Below are 21,026 nucleotides of genomic sequence, written 5' to 3' on the forward strand. Positions count from 1 at the left end.
AAGAAGATAAATAATTATGTCCCGCAAAGCTTCTTTGAGTACTCGGGTTCCTTCCCACTTGCAGGGTAAGGAAAACTAAATGTAATAGGGGGGTTGAAATGGAAAATAATCTGAAGAAATCACTTGAAGTCTTAATACGGTTTTGGGAGAAAAGTTCAGAACCCTGGGGGGCAAGAGATAATAAGTCAAAATTTATTTATGCAAATTCCAGTTATCATAAATTACTAGCTTTACCTCATAAATATAGTTTGGAAGGGCGGTTTGATGGTGAGGTCCCTTCACCAACTGCGGAGTTTCAAGATGCATGGCAGGAACATGACCGTAAAGTAGAACTATTGCAGGATCGTGTCACAAACATTGAAATACATGCATGGAATGGGTGTTCTTATTTTCAGCCTTATTTCAGTGAAAAATATCCATTAATAGATGAAAATGGTGTGTCACAGGGGGTTATTTTTCATGGAAGGCCAGTGACAGAAATAATATTAACTCATTTAAATAAGATAAAAGTCCCCACATCCCTTATCTTTACCCCACCATCAGTGCTATTCACCAAAAGAGAGTGGGAGGTGTTGTTTTATATCTTACATGCCTTCTCGAGCAAAGACATTGCTAACAAACTCCATTTATCGGCAAGAACAGTCTGCAATATAACTCAACGCATCTATGGGAAAGTCGGCGTAACCAGTAAAAAACAGGTTATAGAATATTGTTATGAGAAGAAGATAAACAATTATGTCCCGCAAAGCTTCTTTGAATACTCGGGTTCCTTCCCACTTGCAGGATAGAGAGAGATAACAATTAAGAGGAAAACGGTAATGGAAAAAACACTACTTAACTCACTTGAAGCATTAATACGTTTTTGGGAGCAAAGTTCAGAACCTTGGGGGGTTAAAGATAATCAATCCAGATTTATCTATGCAAATAAAGAGTGGTGTAACTTATTAAATTTACCTGAAAAATATAACTATGAAGGGCGATTAGATGGCGATCTTCCTACACCAATAGCAGAGTTTCAGGTTGAATTTCAGCAGCATGACCGCCAGGTAGAATTATTACAGGAGCGTGTAACATCGGCTGAAATACATAAATGGTATGGACGTTCTTATTTTCAACCTAACTTTTGTGATAAGTACCCGATAATAGATGAAAAGGGTGTCTCTCAGGGGACTATTTTTCATGTACGACCAGTGGAAGACATAATATTAACTCATTTAAATAAGATAAAAGTCCCCACATCACTTATATTTACTCCGCCATCAGCGCTATTCACCAAAAGAGAGTGGGAGGTATTATTTTATATTTTACATGCCTTCTCAAGCAAAGATATCGCGAAAAAACTCCATTTATCAGTCAGAACAGTCTGCAATATCATTCAAAGCATCTATGGGAAAGTCGGCGTGACCAGTAAAAAACAGGTCATAGAATATTGCTATGAGAAGAAGATAAACAATTATGTCCCGCAAAGCTTCTTTGAATACTCGGGTTCCTTCCCACTTATGTAGGATAAACGGCTGCGCCGATTACATAAAATGTCTAACCTAATCGGCGGTTATTGCTCAATCGGCATTGGGTTGGGCAGTATAAACCGCCCTTATTGCCCCACTGCGCTATGTACTTCCCCGTGCTGCATTGTTTGGTTCACTTGTTGCCCGTTGCTGTCAGTGGCCTGTAGAGAGCCGCTAACAGTCGGTTTCAAGGGGGTATCTGCGGCCAGACTGCCTTTTATCTGCAATTTCAGGTTGCCCAAGCCTTGTAGCGGTAATACTGACCAGCCCCAGTTTTGCAAGATATCAAGATTGACAGAACGGCCGGTCAGCGCCAGTGATAAGGCTCGGGCAGGTGTTTGGTCAATACTGGCGGTGGCCTCCAATAAGCCCTCTTTGGTGAACGCGCTTAACTCACTAAATGTAATCTGTTGTTCATTGGCATTCAGAGCCAGTGATGGGCGGCGCACATCGTTTTTATTGAAGGTCGCATCAGCGGCATTCAGCATTAGTGATCCGGACCAGACCCCCCATTGATGATTTTTTGCCAGTAATAAGTTATTACCCGTAGCATCGAGCGAAGTGATTTGGAACGGGAAGTCAGGAGTAATATCAATCAATAAATTACGGTTAGCGCTGAGCTTGCTGACATACACTTCAGACAGCCAGTTTGGCAATGTTTGCTGCCATAGCTGCCGCCAATCGGCAGGCAGAGTGTAAACCAGCGCGACCAGTGTCAACTCATCCAATTGCAATCGATGGTCTGCGCGTAGCCATTTACCTTGCGTTCTCAGTAGGCCGTCTTGCCAGCGGGTTGAGAATTGATTAATTGCCACGCCTGCAGGCGATAAGGAAAATGTGGCGATCGGATCAATCAGATGAATATTACCTTTAATAATATCACCTGCATTGAAGGACAGTTCGCCATCATCTGTTTGCCAATCGCCTTGCTTAAAAGTGATATTTTTGAGTGTCAGATCTAAATCGTTAAACGCCCAACCTTTCCCTTCAACCCGCGCATCAATCAAATCGAAGCGCTTTAGCGTGATGGAGGGTAATTGCAAAAAGGCCTGCCAGACATCCTCTAACCTGGTCGCGGTTTGCAGGCGAATATTACTCAGGCGTAGCCTTTCAACCAACCAGCTACCGTCAACGGCCTGACTGGCGTTACCGGTCAATTCCCCTTGTGCAATATTGGCACCAAAATTGGTCAGGGTCAGGGCATTTTTCTCAATCGAACCTTGCAGATAGAGTTGTTGAGCGGTAATACCATTAACGGTCAGGGAGCCGGCACTGAACTGAAATTGGCTATTCTCACCAAGACTATTGCCCGGTTGTGGCTGCCACGGCACCAGGCCACCATTAATTTGTTGACCGGCAATCTTCCATTGGGCCGCTGAATTTTTCTGCTCAATAGTCGTATTCAGCGCCATATTGGTTAGCTGCAACCTATCTGCTTGCAACGGCAGTGACGAGTCTGCGTTATTGAGGGTCAAACTGCCATTTTGCAGTTGCAACTTAAGAAAATGACGGGGTTCGGTCAGTTGCCGCCAGCTCAGGCCGAACAGTGCTTGCTGGGCAACAAGAAAGGGGGGCTGATTGGCGTGGCCCAGACTGATATCACTGAAACTGACTTGCCCCGGTTGGGACCATGAGTGATCTATTTTCCCCAGAGAGAGGCGATATTCACTGTTATCACTGACCCAACGGCTCAGCCAACTGGCAGCCCAACTGGTCTGGAGCAATACGTAGCACAGCACTACAGACAGCACCAGTAGTAGTAATAACGTTAATAGCACTTTCCCGAGAAGTTTCATCCGGTTTTTCCACGCCTGTCGGTGATACAGAACCCTGTTTATGCCGCAATTTGTCCATTAGCTCAATAGACAATTGGTTATCCGACGATAAAAAAATGGCCGGTATCGTTTACGACCGGCCATTTCAGTGATGTGTTCGTGCAAAAATTATTTTTCTTGTGGGAAGAGTAAGTTAAGCACAATAGCAGTAATACCACCGGCAGCAATCCCGGAAGAAAGCAACGTTTTGATCCAATCTGGCGCAAATTGCAGAATCAATGGTTGTTGTGCGACACCCATACCGACTGCCAATGACAGAGCCATAATCATAATGGCGCGGCGATTGAGTGTCTCACGTGACACGATACGGACACCAGAAGCAGCAATGGTCCCGAACATCACGAGAGTAGCACCACCTAGAACGGGCTCAGGAATATGTTGCACAAACCCTGCTACTGCCGGGAACAAGCCGAGAACAATCAGCATCAGTGCGACAACGAAGCCAACATAACGGCTGGCAACACCGGTCAACTGGATCACGCCATTGTTCTGGCCGAAGCAGGAATTAGGGAAGGTGTTGAACACGGCGGATAGCATCGAGTTCAAACCATTCGCCAGCACACCACCCTTCAGGCGTTTCATGTACAACGGACCATGCACTGGCTGCTCTGATACATCGGATGTTGCTGTGATATCGCCAATGGTCTCCAGTGAGGTCACCATGAAGATCAACATCAGTGGCACCAGCAGGTTCCAGTCCAAAGAAAGACCATAATAAAGTGGCGTTGGGATGGTAATCAGAGCAGTGTCCACTACCGGGCGACTCTCTGGCAACATGCCTAGCGACCAGGCCAGCAAGTAACCTACGGCCATAGCAATAACCAAAGAGGCGACTCGCAGATACGGGTTACGCTGGCGGTTCAGCAAAATAATCACCACCAATACCGAACCCGCTAATAACAGGTTTTTCGGTGCGCCGAAGGTATGGTCACTCATCGCACCATAACCGCCACCAATAGATGTCAGTCCAACCTGAATCAATGACAGGCCGATAATCATCACCACAATGCCAGATACCAGTGGAGTGATAATGCGCCGCGCCAAATGCAGGAAACGGGAGAGTATAATTTCGGTGCAGGATGCGAGCATTAGCGTACCGAACAGCGCAGCCATCATGGTTGGGATATCTGCGCCACCATTTTTCAGTGCCAGCCCCCCCATAATCAACGGTGCAACAAAGTTAAAACTGGTGCCTTGAATCGATAACAGGCCCGAGCCAACCGGCCCCCAAGTTTTAATTTGCAGCAACGATGCCAGGCCGGATGCAAACAGCGACATACTAATAATGCGTTGGGTATCTTCCGCCGGTAATCCCAGCGCCTGACAAATCAATAGGCCAGGGGTTATCACGGCGACAAACATTGCCAATAAATGCTGGCAAGCGGCAAACAGTGTTTGGGCGAGTGGAGGGCGGTCTTCTAAACGATAAATCAATTCGCTGGGGTGAGTGGTCGCTTGCTGTGGAGTATCAAGCTCGGCGGATTGCGTAGACATGGCGTGGCATTCCCGGATCGACAAAGAGGGCATTTTAATGATCCGGCTCACAAAAGCAATCGGTTGCGCTGCGTTTTTTAAAATAATTCTACCCGGTGCTCACCCACATTTTTCTATTACTAAACTTGTAATTGGCGGCGTTTTTTTTCTAATCCCTTTCTTAACTGTTTTGGCGTTTTTAAGGAACTGTCTAACGTCATATTTTTACTCGATATTTTAATCGCATGGAGTACCAAGATGTTGCATCTCGATACCTATGGCACGCTAGTCGCGGCCTGTTTAGTTTTATTATTAGGCCGAAAACTCGTACAAACTGTCTCATTCCTCAAGAAATACACTATTCCTGAACCGGTAGCCGGTGGCTTACTGGTGGCATTTCTGATGTTGCTGGTGCAAAAGACTCTGGGCTGGGAAATCAGTTTTGATATGTCACTGAAAGACCCTTTGATGCTGGCATTCTTTGCAACTATTGGGTTGAATGCCAATCTGGCCAGTTTACGTACCGGTGGCAAAGCCCTGAGCGTATTTGTCTTTGTGGTCATAGGGTTACTGCTGATGCAGAACGCAATTGGTATTGCCCTAGCTAAATTGATGGGGCTAGATCCATTGATGGGTTTATTGGCCGGTTCAATTACCTTATCGGGTGGGCACGGCACCGGCGCAGCGTGGAGTAAACTATTCACTGAACGCTATGGCTTTGAAAATGCAACCGAAGTGGCTATGGCCTGTGCGACATTTGGTTTGGTGCTGGGCGGTTTGATTGGTGGGCCGGTTGCCCGCTATCTGGTGAAGCACTCTTCCACGCCGGATGGTACGCCGGAGGATAGCGAAGTTCCTTCCGCATTTGAAAAGCCTTCGGCGGGGCGGATGATCACCTCTTTGGTGTTAGTTGAAACCATCGCTATGATTGCTATCTGCTTGATGGCTGGCAATGTGATTGCCGGTTGGCTGCTGGGCACGATGTTTGAGCTGCCAATCTTTGTCTGCGTGCTATTTGTCGGTGTCATTCTCAGTAACACACTGTCAGCAATCGGCTTCTATAAAGTCTTTGATCGCGCGGTATCGGTGTTAGGGAACGTCAGTTTGTCACTGTTTTTGGCAATGGCGCTGATGAGCCTGAAGCTCTGGGAGCTGGCTTCACTGGCATTACCAATGTTGGTGATCCTATCAGTACAGGCGCTAGCGATGGCACTGTACGCTATCTTCGTTACCTACCGTGTAATGGGAAAAAACTATGATGCGGCAGTACTGGCGGCGGGGCATTGTGGCTTTGGTTTGGGGGCAACCCCGACTGCTATTGCTAATATGCAAGCGATTACTGACCGTTTTGGCCCGTCGCATTTGGCATTTTTAGTCGTGCCGATGGTCGGCGCGTTCTTTATTGATATTGCCAATGCGATCGTGATTAAGCTGTATCTGTTACTGCCAATTTTCCCTGCGGTGGTGGGGTAATTGCATTCTGGGGTTGGGGTTACCTACCCCCCTTATTCATTACGCGTTAGTGTAACGCGCCCGCTCAGGTAACCAGCGTTCTATCAAGGCCCGAGCATGTTCGGGATATTGTTGATGCAAATGACGGGCTACCCGCTGTACTTCCGGGATCATGGCTTGATCCCGGAGTAAATCAGCCACTTTGAACTCTGCACTCCCGGTCTGCCGTGTCCCCAGCAATTCGCCGGGGCCGCGGATTTCTAAATCCCGCTGTGCAATGACAAAGCCATCATTACTATCACGCAGTACCTGCAAGCGCATCTGAGCGGTTTTGCTCAACGGTGTTTTGTAGAGTAATACGCAATGAGAGGCCACCGCTCCACGGCCAACACGGCCACGTAACTGATGTAATTGCGCCAACCCCAAACGTTCTGGGTTATCGATTATCATCAGGCTAGCGTTAGGCACATCAACCCCGACCTCAATGACCGTAGTTGCTACCAGTAACTGCAACTCACCCTGCTTAAATGCTAACATAACCGCCTGTTTTTCAGGACCTTTCATACGGCCATGGACCAACCCGACTTTGATTTCTGGCAACGCAATTTTCAATTCTTCACAGGTGACTTCAGCTGCCTGCGCTTCCAGCAACTCAGACTCTTCAATCAATGTACAGACCCAATAAGCTTGCCGCCCCTCTTCCAGACAGGCATTTTTAACCCGCTGGATAACATCACTACGGCGGGTGTCAGGAATGGCGACGGTCGTGACGGGTGTTCTACCCGGCGGTAGCTCGTCAATTACCGAGGTATCAAGATCGGCATAGGCAGTCATGGCCAGCGTTCTTGGGATTGGAGTTGCGGTCATGATTAACTGATGGGGATGGAAGCCCTGTTCCTCGCCCTTTTCCCATAATGCGAGCCGCTGATGAACACCGAAACGATGTTGTTCATCAATAATAACCAGTGCTAATCCAGAAAATTTCACCTGTTCTTGAAACATGGCATGAGTGCCAACAACCATGGAAACCTGACCACTGGCGACGGCTTCTTGTTGCGCCAACCGTGCTTTACCTTTCTGCTTGCCAGCCAGCCAACCTACGGCCAAACCTAACGGCTCCAGCCATTGGCGGAAAGTTGTGGCATGTTGTTCTGCCAGCAATTCAGTTGGAGCCATTAGCGCGACTTGCTTCCCGTGAGCGATGGCTCGTAGTGCCGCCAGTGCCGCAACCAGTGTTTTACCGGAGCCAACATCCCCTTGAATCAATCGCATCATTGGGAAGTTATGTGTCATATCCTGCTCGATCTCTGCCACTACCCGTTGTTGGGCGCGGGTGGGTGTGAATGGCAGAGCTGCCAGAAAACGCTGTTTAAGTTGTTGTTCTGCCAATAATGGCAGCGCCCGATAGCTTTGTGCACCCGCCCTGACCGCCAACATGCTGAGGTTGTGGGCCAGTAACTCTTCCATGATCAACCGCCGCTGTGCGGGGTGTTTACCCTGTTCTAAGTCCTCTAGCCGAATATCTGCTGGTGGACGATGCAGAGTATGAATCGCTTCCGGCAAGCTGATCAGAGAGCGGCTCAGTTCAATCGGGAGCAACTCAGCAATGACACAAGTATCCAGCATCGCCAGCGCCTGATCGATAAGTTTGCGCAGAGTCGTCTGACGAATGCCTTCAGTGGTGGGATAAACCGGTGTCAGCGATTCTTGCAATTCAACACCAATATTCTCGCCATGCACTCGATATTCAGGGTGAATGATTTCTGGCCCGGTGTTACCTCGTTTAGCTTCGCCATAGGCAATGACATGCTTGCCCGGAGAGAGGCTATTTTTCATCGCAGCATTGAAATTAAAAAAGCGCAGAGTGAGAACACCGCTGCCGTCACTGATTTGGCAGGTCATCATGCGACGGCGGCCAAACACGATATCTGAACGCAGAACCTCACCCTCAACAGTAACCGAGAGGCCGGGCATCAAATCGCCAATGCGATACAGGCGGGTACGATCTTCATAACGTAACGGCAAGTGGAGCAGCAAGTCTTGGATGCTTTCCAGCCCCATCTTTGCCAGCTTTCCAGCTTGACTTGCGCCAACGCCGGAAAGCGTACCAAGGGGGACGGCATCCAGCAGTCGGCCTTTCATTTAAGCCCCCGTAGAGCTTGCATAGCAGACCACCATTGCGCATTGGCAATGACCTGACCCTGCTCATCAATGTGCGGTTGAGGCAGCCCTTTGCGTTTGGCAACTTGTGCCAATACCGGATAGCCACCCTCAAACAGTAACCGCTGTTGTTCATCTTCGGGCAGAACACTCAGCGCCCGCTGGTACATGCCGGCATTTTGCCGCTGTCGCTGGGCTTCATATAAAATCAACGCCGAAGCGACGGAGACATTAAGCGATTGTACCATGCCGATCATTGGAATAATGATGTCTTGATCTGCCAGTGCCAACGCTTCTTCAGAGATACCGCTTTTCTCCTGCCCCATTAAAATGCAGGTTGGGCGGGTATAGTCTATTTTGCGGAAATCGACAGCTTTATCAGATAAATGAGTTGCCAGGATTTGCATGTTCTGTAATTTCAGATGAGCAATGGCATCGGTAATATTGGTGTGTGTTTTGACCTGAACCCAACTGTTGCTACCCGCTGCGGAGGAAAGCCGCGTGTACATCTGGGTTGTTGGCCAAATGGCATGGACTTGATGAATACCAACAGCATCGGCAGTGCGAATAATGGCAGAGACATTGTGCGGCTTGTGTACTTGCTCCAGACAGACCGTTAAATCTGGCTGCCTGGTGGCAAGCATTTCACATATCCGCGCATAGCGTTGAGGATTCATGAGCGCTAATTGCGATTACGGCTGACTTTAACCACATCTGGCATGATACGGATCTTACGCATAATGTTAGCTAAATGGACGCGGTCACGGGTAGTCAGGCGAATAAAGGCACTGTACACCCGGCCATCTTTCTCTTCTGTATTCAGGCTCTGAATATTGGATTCTGCCGCATTAATTGCCGCAGTTAGGTTTGCCAGAGCGCCTTGCTGGTTGAACATGTCGACTTTAATTTCAGCAATAAACTCTTGCCCAGTCTCCTGATCCCATTCAACCGCCATAAACTTCTCCGGCTCTTTCTGGTAACCACGGATATTGCGACAAGCTTCGTGGTGGATAACCAGCCCTTTCCCCGGACTGATATGCGCAATAATCGGGTCACCTGGAATCGGGCGGCAGCACTTGGCAAAGGTAATCAGTACGCCATCGGAACCTTTAATTGCCAGATTACGGGTACCAGAAGTTGCCATTGTCGATAGGTCACCCAGCAGATTTTTAGCCACCACCACACTCATGGCATTACCCAGCCCGATTTCTGCCAGCAAATCATCAAGTGTTGCCAGCTTCATGCGATCTAATTCGTGCTTGATATTTTCTTCAGAAATATCAGACAGCTTACGTCCATTGCCTAAAGCATGATTCAGTAACCGGCGGCCAAGGCTTACCGATTCATCACGTTTAAGGTTTTTCAGTAACTGGCGAATTTTAGCGCGAGCTTTCGAGCTAACAACAAAATTCAGCCAGGCGGCATTAGGCCGTGCGCCCGGAGCAGTAATTATCTCAACAGTTTGGCCACTGATCAGTGACTGAGAAAGCGGATATGGCTGGCGGTCAACACGCGCGCCAACGCAGGCATGGCCAATATCGGTATGCACGGCATAGGCAAAGTCGACGGGTGTCGCGCCGGCAGGTAATTCAACAATGCGTCCTTCGGGGGTGAAAACGTAAATCTCATCAGGGAATAAATCAGATTTTACGCTTTCAATAAATTCAAATGAGCTTCCTGCACTTTGCTGTAACTCCAGCAAACTTTGCATCCAGCGCTGAGCGCGGATTTGTGCTGTGGTGCCGGACTCACCCTGCTCTTTATAAGCCCAGTGTGCAGCAACGCCCATTTCGGCCATTTGATCCATATCTTCAGTACGGATTTGTACCTCGACCGGAACCCCATGAGGGCCGATTAATGAGGTATGCAACGATTGATAGCCGTTAGCTTTAGGGATGGCGATATAGTCTTTTACTCTGCCGGGGCGCGGTTTATATAGGCTATGAGCCTGACCCAACACGCGGTAGCAAGTATCGACTTCTTTGACGATAACCCGAAAAGCATAAATATCCATGATGGAGTGAAAGCGCTGTTCTTTCAGGTTCATTTTGCAATAAATGGAATAGAGATGCTTTTCACGACCACTGACCCGGCAGGGAATGCCTGCCTCAGTCAGACGCCCTTCAATCTCCGCCAGGATTTTCTGAATCATCTCTTTGCGGTTACCACGTGCGGCTTTCACCACTTCTTTAATGACGCGATAGCGATTGGGGTAGAGCGCTTCGAAACCGAGCTCTTCTAGCTCGGTTTTTAAATGATGGATACCCAGCCGGTGGGCAAGTGGACTATATATTTCAAGGGTTTCACGTGCAATGCGGCGACGTTTATCCGGGCGCAAGGAACCCAGCGTTCGCATGTTATGTGTGCGGTCAGCCAGTTTGATCAAAATGACGCGGATATCTTGCACCATCGCCATGATCATTTTGCGGAAGTTTTCCGCCTGGGCTTCTTTCTTGTCACGGAAATTCAGTTTATCGAGTTTAGAGACACCCTCGACCAGCTCGGCTACGCTTTTCCCAAACAACTGCTCCATATCTTGATAGGTAGCAGGAGTGTCTTCAATGACGTCATGTAATAGCGCCGCCATTAGGGTTTCGTAATCGAGCCGCATCTCCGCGAGAATACAGGCCACAGCAACCGGATGAGTGATATAAGGCTCACCGCTGGAGCGTGTCTGACCCTCGTGAGCATCACGTGCGACAAGATATGCCTGTTTGAGGCGCTTAATCTGCTCCTCTGGCAGGTAACGTTGAATCAGCAGATTCAGGCTTTCAAACAGGTACAAGGCAGACTCGCAGTCTAATTAACGACGACCTTCAGCAATCGCAGTTACCGCTTGGATCTCTGCGGCTTCTTGCTCTTGCTGCTCTTGGCGTTCACGAACATCGAGAATCTGATTGGTAATCAGGCCTTCTTCGATCTCACGCAGCGCAATCACAGTAACTTTATCGTTTTCTTCTGGAACCAGTGCGTCTTTACCGCCGGACTGGATTTGACGTGCCCGACGAGCAGCCACCAACACCAGGTCAAAACGGTTACCAATTTTCTCTACAGCGTCTTGAACAGTTACGCGTGCCATAATTCTGCTACTCCACAGGTGACGAAATGACGGGGCATGATACTGAAACTCGGTTCAGTCTGCCAATAATTTGGTGATTAAAGCGTCATGCCGCTGTTTCTGGCGGCCTAAACGCAGTCGTTCAGCGCGAATAATGGTTTTCAGATCAGATAAAGCCAGATTGAAATCATCATTTACGATTAAATAATCATACTCTGCGTAATGAGTCATCTCGGCGACAGCTTGTGCCATTCGCTTAGCGATAACCTCTTCGCTATCTTGCCCACGGCCACGTAAACGGCGGTCCAATTCTTCCTTGGATGGAGGCAAAATAAAAATACTGCGTGCGGTTGGCATTTTGGCGCGAATTTGCTGCGCCCCCTGCCAGTCGATATCTAAAAACACATCAACCCCGGTTGCAAGAACCTGTTCAATCGCCAAACGTGAGGTGCCGTAGTAATTTTCAAATACTTTGGCATGCTCAAGAAAAGCATCATCACGAATCATCTGGCAAAACGCTTCTTCAGAAACGAAGAAATAATGCTCACCGTGACTCTCACCTGGACGTTTAGCACGCGTGGTATGGGAAATAGAAACCTGCGTGTCGTACAACGGTTGTGTTTTTAACAAAGCCTGAATCAGGCTTGATTTCCCTGCCCCACTGGGCGCGGAAACAATGTATAGCGTGCCTTGGACCATGATGACGTTTCAGTTGATTAGGTTGATATATAGAAAGCAGAAGTGTGAATCTCCGCACAGTATACACGGCTGCTACGCGTCATGCAGCGTTACAAACGCATTTCACCTGAATGTTTCCACTGTAAACAGCGCTATTTTCTAATTTTGCGGGGAAGATTGCGTAATTTCGTCTTGTTGTTGCAAGCATAAAAGTATTGTTCGATAGCGCGCGCATTTAACTCTTTTGGCCTTCGACAGATAATGCATTTCGCGTTTTACTTCCTGCCACCAAGGAAGGACGCTAATGAAAATACGGAATCTAAAAATAACAAATCTGCTTATTTGGGGTTGCATGATGTGGGGCACAAGAGCGGTATCTGCTTGCCCGGAATGGGCAGCACAAAGAATGGCTGTTGAAATTAATACCCTGGATAACCAACTGAATAAATGGGACATAGCTTATCACCAGCAGGGTAATAGCCCAATTGCGGATGATGTTTATGACCAATTACAGGATACCTTACATCGATGGCAGTCATGCCATCTACCGCCCGATAAACAGGGAAATAAGCCAATCCTTGGTAAGGGGCAGTTTCTTCATCCTGTCGCTCATACTGGATTAAAAAAGCTTAAAGGTGAAGCCGAGCTGGTTAACTGGATGTTAGGGCGAGAAAAACTCTGGGTACAACCTAAAGTAGATGGTGTTGCCGTGACGCTGGTTTATCAGAATGGGAAATTGACACAACTTATCAGTCGGGGGAATGGCTTGAAAGGCCAGGACTGGACGGACAAAGCCCCTTTTATTGCTACTATTCCACAATATATTGCAGCAGCACCGCCTTTGTTAACCCTACAGGGGGAGTTATTTCTTCAAATAGAGGGTCATCAACAAGCGCAATCGGGTGGTGTTAATGCCAGAGCTTCTGTTGCCGGCGCGCTTATGCGTAAGTCTTCGTCGCCGTTACTGCCTCAACTGGGTATTTTTATTTGGGCATGGCCTGACGGCCCTAAGAGCATGGTGGAGAAGGGCGCATTATTGCGAAAGATGGGCTTTCCCTTGACGGCTAAATATAGCAAACCCATCGTGTCAGGTCGGGATGTTGCCCACTTGCGCAGGCATTGGTTTCAGACACCGCTACCTTTTGTGACTGATGGTGTTGTTATCCGGCAAGAGAAAGAACCTGCTGGGCGCTATTGGCAGGCAGTACCTGGATACTGGGCTGTGGCATGGAAATATCCACCTCAACAGCAAGTCACTGAAATTAAAAATGTGCATTTTACGATGGGTCGTACCGGTAAAATTACGGTAGTTTTACAGGTTTCACCGGTAAAAATTGATGATAAATGGATTCGGCGAGTGAATGTTGGCTCCGTTGCTCGTTGGCAGCAATGGGATATTACATCCGGCGATCACGTCACTATCACACTGGCTGGGCATGGTATTCCACGGCTGGATAACGTTGTTTGGCGGGTAAGCCAACGGTATGGGTTCGTACCACCCTCAGGGGACAAGTTTCATCAGTTGAGCTGTTTCCGCCTTTTACATACTGAGTGTGAGCCGCAGCTTCTATCGCGTTTAGTATGGCTCAGTGGTCCTAAGGGATTGGATATGCAAAGTATTAGTCGTGGGCTTTGGCGAGAGCTTATCCACCATGGGCTTATCAATGATTTGGTTGGGTGGTTAACACTTTCTACAGAGCAAATTGCTGATGTCCCTGGTATAGGGCAAGCGCGGGCAGAAAAGATTTATCAGCAATTTCAAAACACAAAACAGAAGCCCTTTTCCCAGTGGTTGCAAGCATTGGGATTCCCGTTGGCGATATCCGTTGATTCTCCGTGGCAGTCTTTATCGCAACGGAGTCTTACCGAATGGAGCTTAATATCAGGTATTGGGGCGGTGCGGGCAAAACAGATTAATCGTTTCTTACATCATCCAGAGGTGCAAGCTATGGCTGATTTCTTATCACAACAGAGTATTGCCGGATTTGAACCCGAGGAATAAGTCCCCCAAAATCTGACTTAATGCTCTGAGTGCTCATATTTGAAGACTGGCAGACCAAGCCGGAATCGTAATGCCAACAATCGCGCACTTAGCCCAGTGACGAGTGTAATAATAACAATCCAATTGTGAGACAGTGGCGTGTATTGCAGTGCAATATAGATCCAGGCGGCAGCAAACGAGATACCAGCATAGATTTCTTTCTGAAATACTAGTGGAATGCAGTTACAGAACATATCGCGCAGGACACCGCCAAAGACACCGGTAATCACAGCCGCAATGGCCGCAATAATTGTGCTGTGGCCCATATCGAGGGCAATCTGTGCACCAATAATAGAAAAAACAATCAGTCCTATAGCATCAAGCACTAAAAACAAATGCCGCAAATGCTTCATTAGCGGAGCCATCCAGGTCGTGACGATTGCAGCAACGGCGACAATGACAATGTATTCAGGGTGCTTAACCCAACCAAGTGGATAATGGCCCAGTAGCATATCTCTGACCGATCCACCGCCAATTGCAGTTGCAGAAGCAATGATAATAACGCCAAACATATCCATCTGGCGGCGGCCCGCAGCCAGTGCCCCGGTCATGGCTTCCGCTGTGATACCAATAATATAAAGAACACTGAGTAACATAATGAGCCTAATTTCTTAAGGGCAGCAAAGAGCGGAGAGTAATCACTCAGGAAAATTATCGCGACTGAGATTTTCTAAGTCGTAAATTTAACATTATTTAATCTAATCAATTTATTTATTAATCAACTAATAAATATAGATAAAAAAACAATATGGTGATTATTTGTCATTAATAATACTAGGTCTTAAACTCAATAGTGAAGGTTTTGTTGGAATATGACAGCGTTCCTGCATGATTATCTAGCCTGATTGCAGAGTTATCCATCGGATGGTAGTTTTTATTTCTATTTATCTTTTATTTCAGTGAGATTTATTCATGGATAAGCGTGTTAATCCGTTCCACTATCGGTCAACCTTTTTTGCCTGTGTGGTTGTCGTTGGGGTATTACTGAGCGGTTGTATTGAAAGCCCTGGTCATGAAAATACAGCAACGGCAAAAGCTTCACCGCCAGCCTGTGTTAAAGGTGAGCCAATGGCACAAACCACACTCTATTTTGGTTTGAATCGTCCCCATGGTCCCGCTATTTCAACTACGGAATGGCAATCTTTTGTCGATAATGATGTGACCGGCCGCTTCAAAGATGGCCTGACTGTAATTGATGCTAAAGGGCAATGGTTGGGAAATGATGGCCACGTAGCCAAAGAAAGCAGCAGGGCGTTGGTACTTATCCATAAAAATGACAAAGAAACTGCGATTGAAGATGTGCGCTCCCGCTATAAAAAGCAGTTTGCGCAAGAGTCTGTCATGCGTGTTGATGCTGGCGTATGTGTAGATTTTTAACGGTGAATTTCTCAAGCTAGTTTCTGGCCTTTTATCCCTATTTCCGGATAGATAAAAGGCCAGCAGCATCATTGACAGTGTTTTTATTACAAGACAAGCCCGGCAATGGCAGCAGAAAGTAAACTTACTAAGGTTGAACCGTATACCAACTTCAATCCAAATCGCGAAACTACATTACCTTGCCGCTCATTCAGCCCTTTAATGGCACCAGCAACAATCCCAATAGAGGCAAAGTTAGCAAAAGACACTAAAAATACAGAAAGAATACCCAAACCACGTGGAGACATTTCTGCTGCAACTTTCTTGAGTTCAATCATGGCGACGAACTCATTCGCGACCAGTTTGGTAGCCATAATACTCCCTGCCTGCAACGCATCTTGAGCGGGGATACCAATCAGTAGCGCCAGAGGATAAAATAGATACCCCAGTACTTCTTGGAAGCTGATGTTGAATAAACTGCTAAATAAAGCATTAATAGCAGAAATTATGGCAATAAACCCAATTAACATTGCAGCGATAATCATGGCTATTTTAAACCCAGCCAAAATATACTCACCCAGCATTTCAAAAAAGCTTTGGTCTTCATGAAGTTTGTTTAACTTTAATTCAGGCTCTTCAGCTACGGGGTAAGGGTTAATAATAGAAAGAACAATAAAAGTACTAAACATATTCAATATGAGTGCAGTTACTACAAACTTTGGTTCGAGCAGCGTCATATAAGCACTTACAATCGACATGGATACTGTCGACATTGCTGTTGCTGCCATGGTATACATTCTGCGCGGTGATATATCAGCAATAATTCCTTTATAGGCAATAAAATTCTCTGATTGCCCTAAAATCAATGTGCTCACGGCATTGAAAGACTCTAGTTTCCCCATGCCGTTTACTTTGGATAACAGCGTACCTACCACTCGTATGATGAGGGGTAATATGCGGAAATGCTGTAAAATACCAATCAGTGCCGAAACGAAAATGATCGGGCATAGAACATTCAGGAATATAAATGCCAGACCCTGCTCATTCATATTGCCAAATACAAAACTGGTGCCTATTGCGGCAAATTTCATCAGTGATTCGAATAATCCAGCAAAATACTTTATTGCCCCCGATCCACTTTCTGAGTGTAAAAAGAAATAAGCCAGTGCAATTTCTAAAACTAATAACTGAAAAATATAACGCAGTTTGATGTTTTTACGATCACGACTGGCCAGCAAAGCCAGTGTTGCAATCGTAATCAATGCCAGAAGAAAGTGCAGGATTTGCAACATAAAAAATCCGTTAGGGATAAAAATTAAGCCTGTATTCTATCCACAACAGCAGGTTTTTTTCATCTGAAATTCAACTTTGTTAAGAATATATATTCTACTCATTTCCTCAACTGTGCTCTAAGCATCTATGTTGTTAAAATTTTTACTGCTTTTTTCATCATTTATCCATTGAGTGACTCACTATTTATCTGCCAGCTTAAGTTGCCGTCATTTCCGGCAATTTTTTGCGTTTCCTCAAGGAGGATTTGGCAGAAATAGCACAGTTTGTGTTCAACTAACTCATTGGATGGAATATGAATATGATTAATCTTCCTAGCTGCCGCCCTTTTACTGAAGCTGGCCATTTATCGCAAATATCGGCTTATTACGAAGAAGAGCGCAATACCATGTGGATGTTGCTGCGTGCTCACCCGCGCCCTTGTTTTAACCTAGAGTTAATTGAAAATATTATGACGCTGGCACAGGCCGCTAAAGAATCCAAATTACCTTTTGATTTTTGGGTGACGGGCTCGCTGGTTCCCAATATATTTAATGTCGGGGGCGATTTAAGTTTTTTTGCGCAGATGATCAAAAATCGCAAACGGGAAGCATTAATGGCATATGCGCGCGCTTGTGTAGATTGTGTCCATGTGGCTTCTCGTGGGTTTGATACTGGATCAATATCTATTGCGATGATTGAAGGTAGTGCGTTAGGCGGTGGATTTGAAGCTGCCTTGGCCCATCATTTTGTTTTGGCACAAACTACTGCCAGAATGGGATTTCCGGAGATTGCATTTAATTTATTTCCTGGCATGGGCGGCTATTCGCTTGTCGCGAGAAAGGCAGGAATGAGAGTCGCGGAGCAACTTATTTGGACCGGTGAGTCTCATGCTGCGGAATGGTATGAGAGCCGTGGGCTAGTCGATAAATTATTTCAGCCAGGTGATGCTTATCTTGCGACTCGTACCTTTATCGACACAATCAGACCTAAGTTAAATGGTATGAGAGCGATGGTTAGAGTTCGACAACGCGTTTTGCAATTAACTCGTTCAGAATTGATGGATATTACCGAAGATTGGGTTAATTCTGCATTTTCTATTGAGCCGAAAGACATCGCCTATATTGAACGGTTAGTTACGCTGCAAGACCGGCACACTGCGGCAATACTAAAAGCGATATAGTTACTAAAAACGATATGGTTTTTGGCACCTAATCCAATGAACGGTGAGGGTGTTGTGTTATCAGCCAATGCTCCAGTTCACCTGCGGGCATTGGTTTGGCGTAAAGAAACCCCTGCTTTTCATCAATGCCAATAGAATCCAGAAATTCCTCTTCCCCTTGTGTTTCTACACCTTCGGCAATCACCCGCATTTTAAGTGCCTCAGCGACAACGATAATGGCTCGTACCAAAGATTGTGAAATGGGATTATTATCAATATCGCGCACAAAACTTTGATCTAATTTAATGGCATCAATAGGAATACGCGCTAATTGTGAAAGTGAAGAATAGCCGGTACCAAAATCATCCAAATGAACCTGGGCACCTAAGTGGCGTAGCTGTTTCATTATGTTGATAGCTGCACTTTCATCATCAATTAAGCAACTTTCAGTTAATTCAACATCAACTAGGCTAGATTCTAATTTGTTGGCTTCAAGAGATTCAATAAAACTGGTTACGATAGCTTCATCAATCAATTGCCTGGCAGACACATTTACTGCAACCCGCAGGTTAATTCCGCGCTTGCTCCAATTTACCGCCTGTTGCATCGCGGTTTGCAGTACCCATTTACCAATAGGTCCGATCAGCCCAGATTCTTCGGCATATGAGATAAACTCTAAAGGAGAAATTAAACCACGTTCAGGTGAGAGCCATCGGACTAATGCTTCGACACTATGCACTTTACCGGTTTGGGCAGATATTTTGGGTTGATAAAAGACTTGTAATTGATTTTGCTCTAAACCCTTACGTAAATTGGTATCTAACCAGACATATTCCGATATTTTCTTATTCATCTCTTGCGAGAAAATCGAATAGGTCTGTTTCCCATGTTCTTTCGCGGTGTACATGGCAGTATCTGCACTGCGGATGATATTTTCCAATGTATCGCCGTGCTCAGGACATAGCGCGATGCCAATAGAACAACCGGTATAGACTTCAATCAACCCTACCCGGAAAGGTGATTTCATGCGGTTGAGAATGCGTTGCGTGATTGCCTCAAGTAAACTCAAGGTGGCATTTTCGACCAGAACAATAAACTCATCCCCCCCCAACCGGGCAAGCATTTCGTTATCACTCAAACAACCTAAAATAGCCAGTGAGACATCTTTCAGTAATCGATCACCAAACATATGACCGTAATGGTCGTTCACTTTTTTAAAATTATCGAGATCAAGGTAAATAATACCTACAGAGGTATCACCGCGGGTTTGTATTACGCTGTTAATGCGCTCATGAATAGCGTGGCGATTAGGTAGGCCGGTAATCATGTCGGTATTAGCTAAAATCCTAAGACGCTCTTGAGCACGCCTTTCTTTGGTGATATCAGTACCGGAGCAGATGAGGTAACGCTCGTTTTTGCCGCTGCCGCTGTGAACAAATTTATTGCGAAATAAGAAGAGACGCTCCCCTTTTACCGTATTAATCCAACGCTCAACTTCGTAAGATGCGCCGCGCTGGAAGAATCCTTAAATATTTTTGCGTGATGAGGCTCCCTCCTCGGCTGTCATAAATAAGTCATAAACATTCTTACCAATAACGTCTTGTTCTTTCTTACCCGTATATTCTTCACTAAGGTGATTAAAACGTTGTACATAACCCTCTTTATCGAGGATCACAATGACGGAGTTGGCTTCAGAGACCACCTGTTCTGCAAAGGAAAGCCCCATGACTAAATCGCGCGCTACGGATTCAGTATCAGCATAAGCAGAAGCAGTTCCTCCCCATTCTTTGTCATTAATTTTACGGCCTACAAGATGTAAATGAAGCGGATGACCATAAATCTCTATTTCAATATCTAAACTGGCAGTAACACCGGTTAAGCTCTGGATTTTCATTGTTTGAACTGAATTAAGGGCAATTGCGATATTTGTCGTCCCTTTAATTGCAGACAACTCTAAAGCTCGGCTATCAAAAGCAAGCCGCCAAAAGGGGCTATGGGTACCAAAATAGGTATCTAGGATCGATGTGTTTTGGTCTTCGAACATACGCGATCCTCCAAAAGTGTATATGGGTAATCTCTTCATAGCTGATATTAGATAGTAGCCATAATCTTATTAAATGCTCTTTCTGCGTTCAGATTGTGGCATTGGATGAAAGTTAAGCATGAAATAAACAAAAAAACACCATATTTTTTATGTTGTTATATGATTTTAGGGGAAATCTGAAAATTGAAAAAATAAACAATGGCTCTGGTTTTCTAAAATACGTAAGGTGATAAAAGTACGAATTTTAGCGGATTAGCATGACTAAAGCAGCAAAGTGGTAAGCAATCGGGGTATTCCATTTTGAAATAAAATGAGAATACCCAAGGTAAATCATAATTATGGTTTTTCTGCGATTCTTTTCAGATATTCATTGTTTTTGAATGCGATCATGATCATTTCAAAAGCAATACGGGAACTAATGCCACCACCGATGATGATGGCAATCCCTAGGATGAAACTGCTAAACATCGCTAGGATACCAGATACAATGATGCCGAACAGTGAGAGCCAATATAAAATAGTAAGAATTTTTGGTGTTAGCATTGAGTCGAAATAAAGTACATTCTTAAGCATTACGCAATCCTTTTTCTTTAAATGTTTAAATTCCGGCCGCGATTATGCATTAGCGTTAAGTTCTTGACCATACATTATCCGTTAAAGATATATAATCTCCCTTGCCGGATAACATTCTTACTTAAAGTTAAGTACCATTCCAATAGCTGTACACAAAACAAAAACACTATATGTAGTTGTTATGCTTATTTAGTACCCACTAAAGAGTGTATCGAATGTTTTTACCTATCAATTATTATGTTTTACCCAACTTAATACAGTTGTGAGATTGAAAGCGCTTCATGGACTTAGAGTGGCTAAGTATTCTGATCTTTCATGAGCACAAATATTGTCTGGCACCGTTGTCGGTAAAAAACATTATCCTGGACAATAGAACCTTCCATTTTTATCAACCCGCAATACAATACTTGGTTCTTA

The 21,026-nt window shown here is 45.7% G+C and carries 16 protein-coding genes and 1 pseudogene; 6 read left to right on the forward strand and 11 right to left on the reverse strand.

The window, feature by feature from the left end:
- The first annotated feature begins 98 nt into the window (after positions 1 to 98).
- Complete coding sequence (locus AEP37_RS19475; protein ID WP_049614912.1) at positions 99 to 788, forward strand: helix-turn-helix transcriptional regulator; 690 nt, start codon at positions 99 to 101, stop codon at positions 786 to 788.
- A 30-nt stretch (positions 789 to 818) separates the two neighbouring features.
- Complete coding sequence (locus AEP37_RS19480) at positions 819 to 1,505, forward strand: helix-turn-helix transcriptional regulator (RefSeq protein WP_049614913.1); 687 nt, start codon at positions 819 to 821, stop codon at positions 1,503 to 1,505.
- A gap of 89 nt (positions 1,506 to 1,594) precedes the next feature.
- Here the strand turns inward: AEP37_RS19480 and AEP37_RS19485 are convergent, their stop codons facing one another.
- Positions 1,595 to 3,304, reverse strand: a complete 1,710-nt coding sequence (locus tag AEP37_RS19485; protein ID WP_049614914.1) for an AsmA family protein — start codon at positions 3,302 to 3,304, stop codon at positions 1,595 to 1,597.
- 147 nt (positions 3,305 to 3,451) lie between these two features.
- Positions 3,452 to 4,837, reverse strand: a complete 1,386-nt coding sequence (locus AEP37_RS19490; RefSeq protein ID WP_049614915.1) for a uracil-xanthine permease family protein — start codon at positions 4,835 to 4,837, stop codon at positions 3,452 to 3,454.
- A 237-nt stretch (positions 4,838 to 5,074) separates the two neighbouring features.
- On the opposite strand from AEP37_RS19490, the gene gltS reads away from it, so the two are divergent.
- Complete coding sequence (gene gltS / locus AEP37_RS19500) at positions 5,075 to 6,289, forward strand: sodium/glutamate symporter (protein WP_049614917.1); 1,215 nt, start codon at positions 5,075 to 5,077, stop codon at positions 6,287 to 6,289.
- Positions 6,290 to 6,328: 39 nt separating this feature from the next.
- On the opposite strand, the gene recG is transcribed toward gltS, so the two are convergent.
- The 5 genes from recG to gmk are packed head-to-tail and all read right to left on the reverse strand — an operon-like array spanning position 6,329 to position 12,185.
- Positions 6,329 to 8,410, reverse strand: coding sequence for an ATP-dependent DNA helicase RecG (recG, locus tag AEP37_RS19505; RefSeq protein ID WP_049614918.1), 2,082 nt, complete (start codon positions 8,408 to 8,410; stop codon positions 6,329 to 6,331).
- Entirely contained in the window at positions 8,407 to 9,105 is a 699-nt protein-coding gene (gene trmH / locus AEP37_RS19510) for a tRNA (guanosine(18)-2'-O)-methyltransferase TrmH (protein ID WP_049614919.1), read from the reverse strand. The genes recG and trmH overlap by 4 nt, the downstream gene beginning before the upstream one ends.
- Before the next feature lie 5 nt (positions 9,106 to 9,110).
- Entirely contained in the window at positions 9,111 to 11,213 is a 2,103-nt protein-coding gene (spoT, locus tag AEP37_RS19515; RefSeq protein ID WP_049614920.1) for a bifunctional GTP diphosphokinase/guanosine-3',5'-bis pyrophosphate 3'-pyrophosphohydrolase, read from the reverse strand.
- Positions 11,214 to 11,231: 18 nt separating this feature from the next.
- Complete coding sequence (rpoZ, locus tag AEP37_RS19520; RefSeq protein WP_004392061.1) at positions 11,232 to 11,507, reverse strand: DNA-directed RNA polymerase subunit omega; 276 nt, start codon at positions 11,505 to 11,507, stop codon at positions 11,232 to 11,234.
- Positions 11,508 to 11,561: 54 nt separating this feature from the next.
- A complete protein-coding gene (gmk, locus tag AEP37_RS19525; protein ID WP_049614921.1) occupies positions 11,562 to 12,185 on the reverse strand; it encodes a guanylate kinase in 624 nt (207 codons plus the stop codon).
- A gap of 283 nt (positions 12,186 to 12,468) precedes the next feature.
- On the opposite strand from gmk, the gene ligB reads away from it, so the two are divergent.
- A complete protein-coding gene (gene ligB / locus AEP37_RS19530; RefSeq protein ID WP_049614922.1) occupies positions 12,469 to 14,166 on the forward strand; it encodes an NAD-dependent DNA ligase LigB in 1,698 nt (565 codons plus the stop codon).
- Positions 14,167 to 14,183: 17 nt separating this feature from the next.
- Here ligB and AEP37_RS19535 read toward each other — a convergent pair whose 3' ends face one another.
- Positions 14,184 to 14,801: a trimeric intracellular cation channel family protein gene (locus AEP37_RS19535; RefSeq protein WP_049614923.1), complete on the reverse strand. Its 618-nt coding sequence runs from the start codon at positions 14,799 to 14,801 to the stop codon at positions 14,184 to 14,186.
- Between the two features lie 316 nt (positions 14,802 to 15,117).
- On the opposite strand from AEP37_RS19535, the gene AEP37_RS19540 reads away from it, so the two are divergent.
- Positions 15,118 to 15,582 (forward strand): DUF3574 domain-containing protein, encoded by a 465-nt coding sequence (locus AEP37_RS19540; protein WP_049614924.1) that lies wholly within the window; start codon positions 15,118 to 15,120, stop codon positions 15,580 to 15,582.
- Positions 15,583 to 15,668: 86 nt separating this feature from the next.
- On the opposite strand, the gene AEP37_RS19545 is transcribed toward AEP37_RS19540, so the two are convergent.
- On the reverse strand, positions 15,669 to 16,853 hold the full coding sequence (locus tag AEP37_RS19545; RefSeq protein ID WP_049614925.1) for a NupC/NupG family nucleoside CNT transporter: 1,185 nt from the start codon (positions 16,851 to 16,853) through the stop codon (positions 15,669 to 15,671).
- A gap of 293 nt (positions 16,854 to 17,146) precedes the next feature.
- On the opposite strand from AEP37_RS19545, the gene AEP37_RS19550 reads away from it, so the two are divergent.
- Positions 17,147 to 18,013: a crotonase/enoyl-CoA hydratase family protein gene (locus AEP37_RS19550; RefSeq protein ID WP_049614926.1), complete on the forward strand. Its 867-nt coding sequence runs from the start codon at positions 17,147 to 17,149 to the stop codon at positions 18,011 to 18,013.
- Positions 18,014 to 18,041: 28 nt separating this feature from the next.
- On the opposite strand, the pseudogene pdeR reads toward AEP37_RS19550, so the two are convergent.
- Positions 18,042 to 20,036 (reverse strand): annotated as a pseudogene (gene pdeR, locus AEP37_RS19555) (cyclic di-GMP phosphodiesterase).
- A gap of 336 nt (positions 20,037 to 20,372) precedes the next feature.
- Complete coding sequence (locus AEP37_RS19560) at positions 20,373 to 20,609, reverse strand: DUF4282 domain-containing protein (RefSeq protein WP_049614927.1); 237 nt, start codon at positions 20,607 to 20,609, stop codon at positions 20,373 to 20,375.
- Between the last annotated feature and the right edge of the window lie 417 nt (positions 20,610 to 21,026).

Origin of the sequence: Yersinia pekkanenii, assembly GCF_001152565.1 — a bacterium.
Classification (GTDB): Bacteria; Pseudomonadota; Gammaproteobacteria; order Enterobacterales; family Enterobacteriaceae; genus Yersinia; species Yersinia pekkanenii.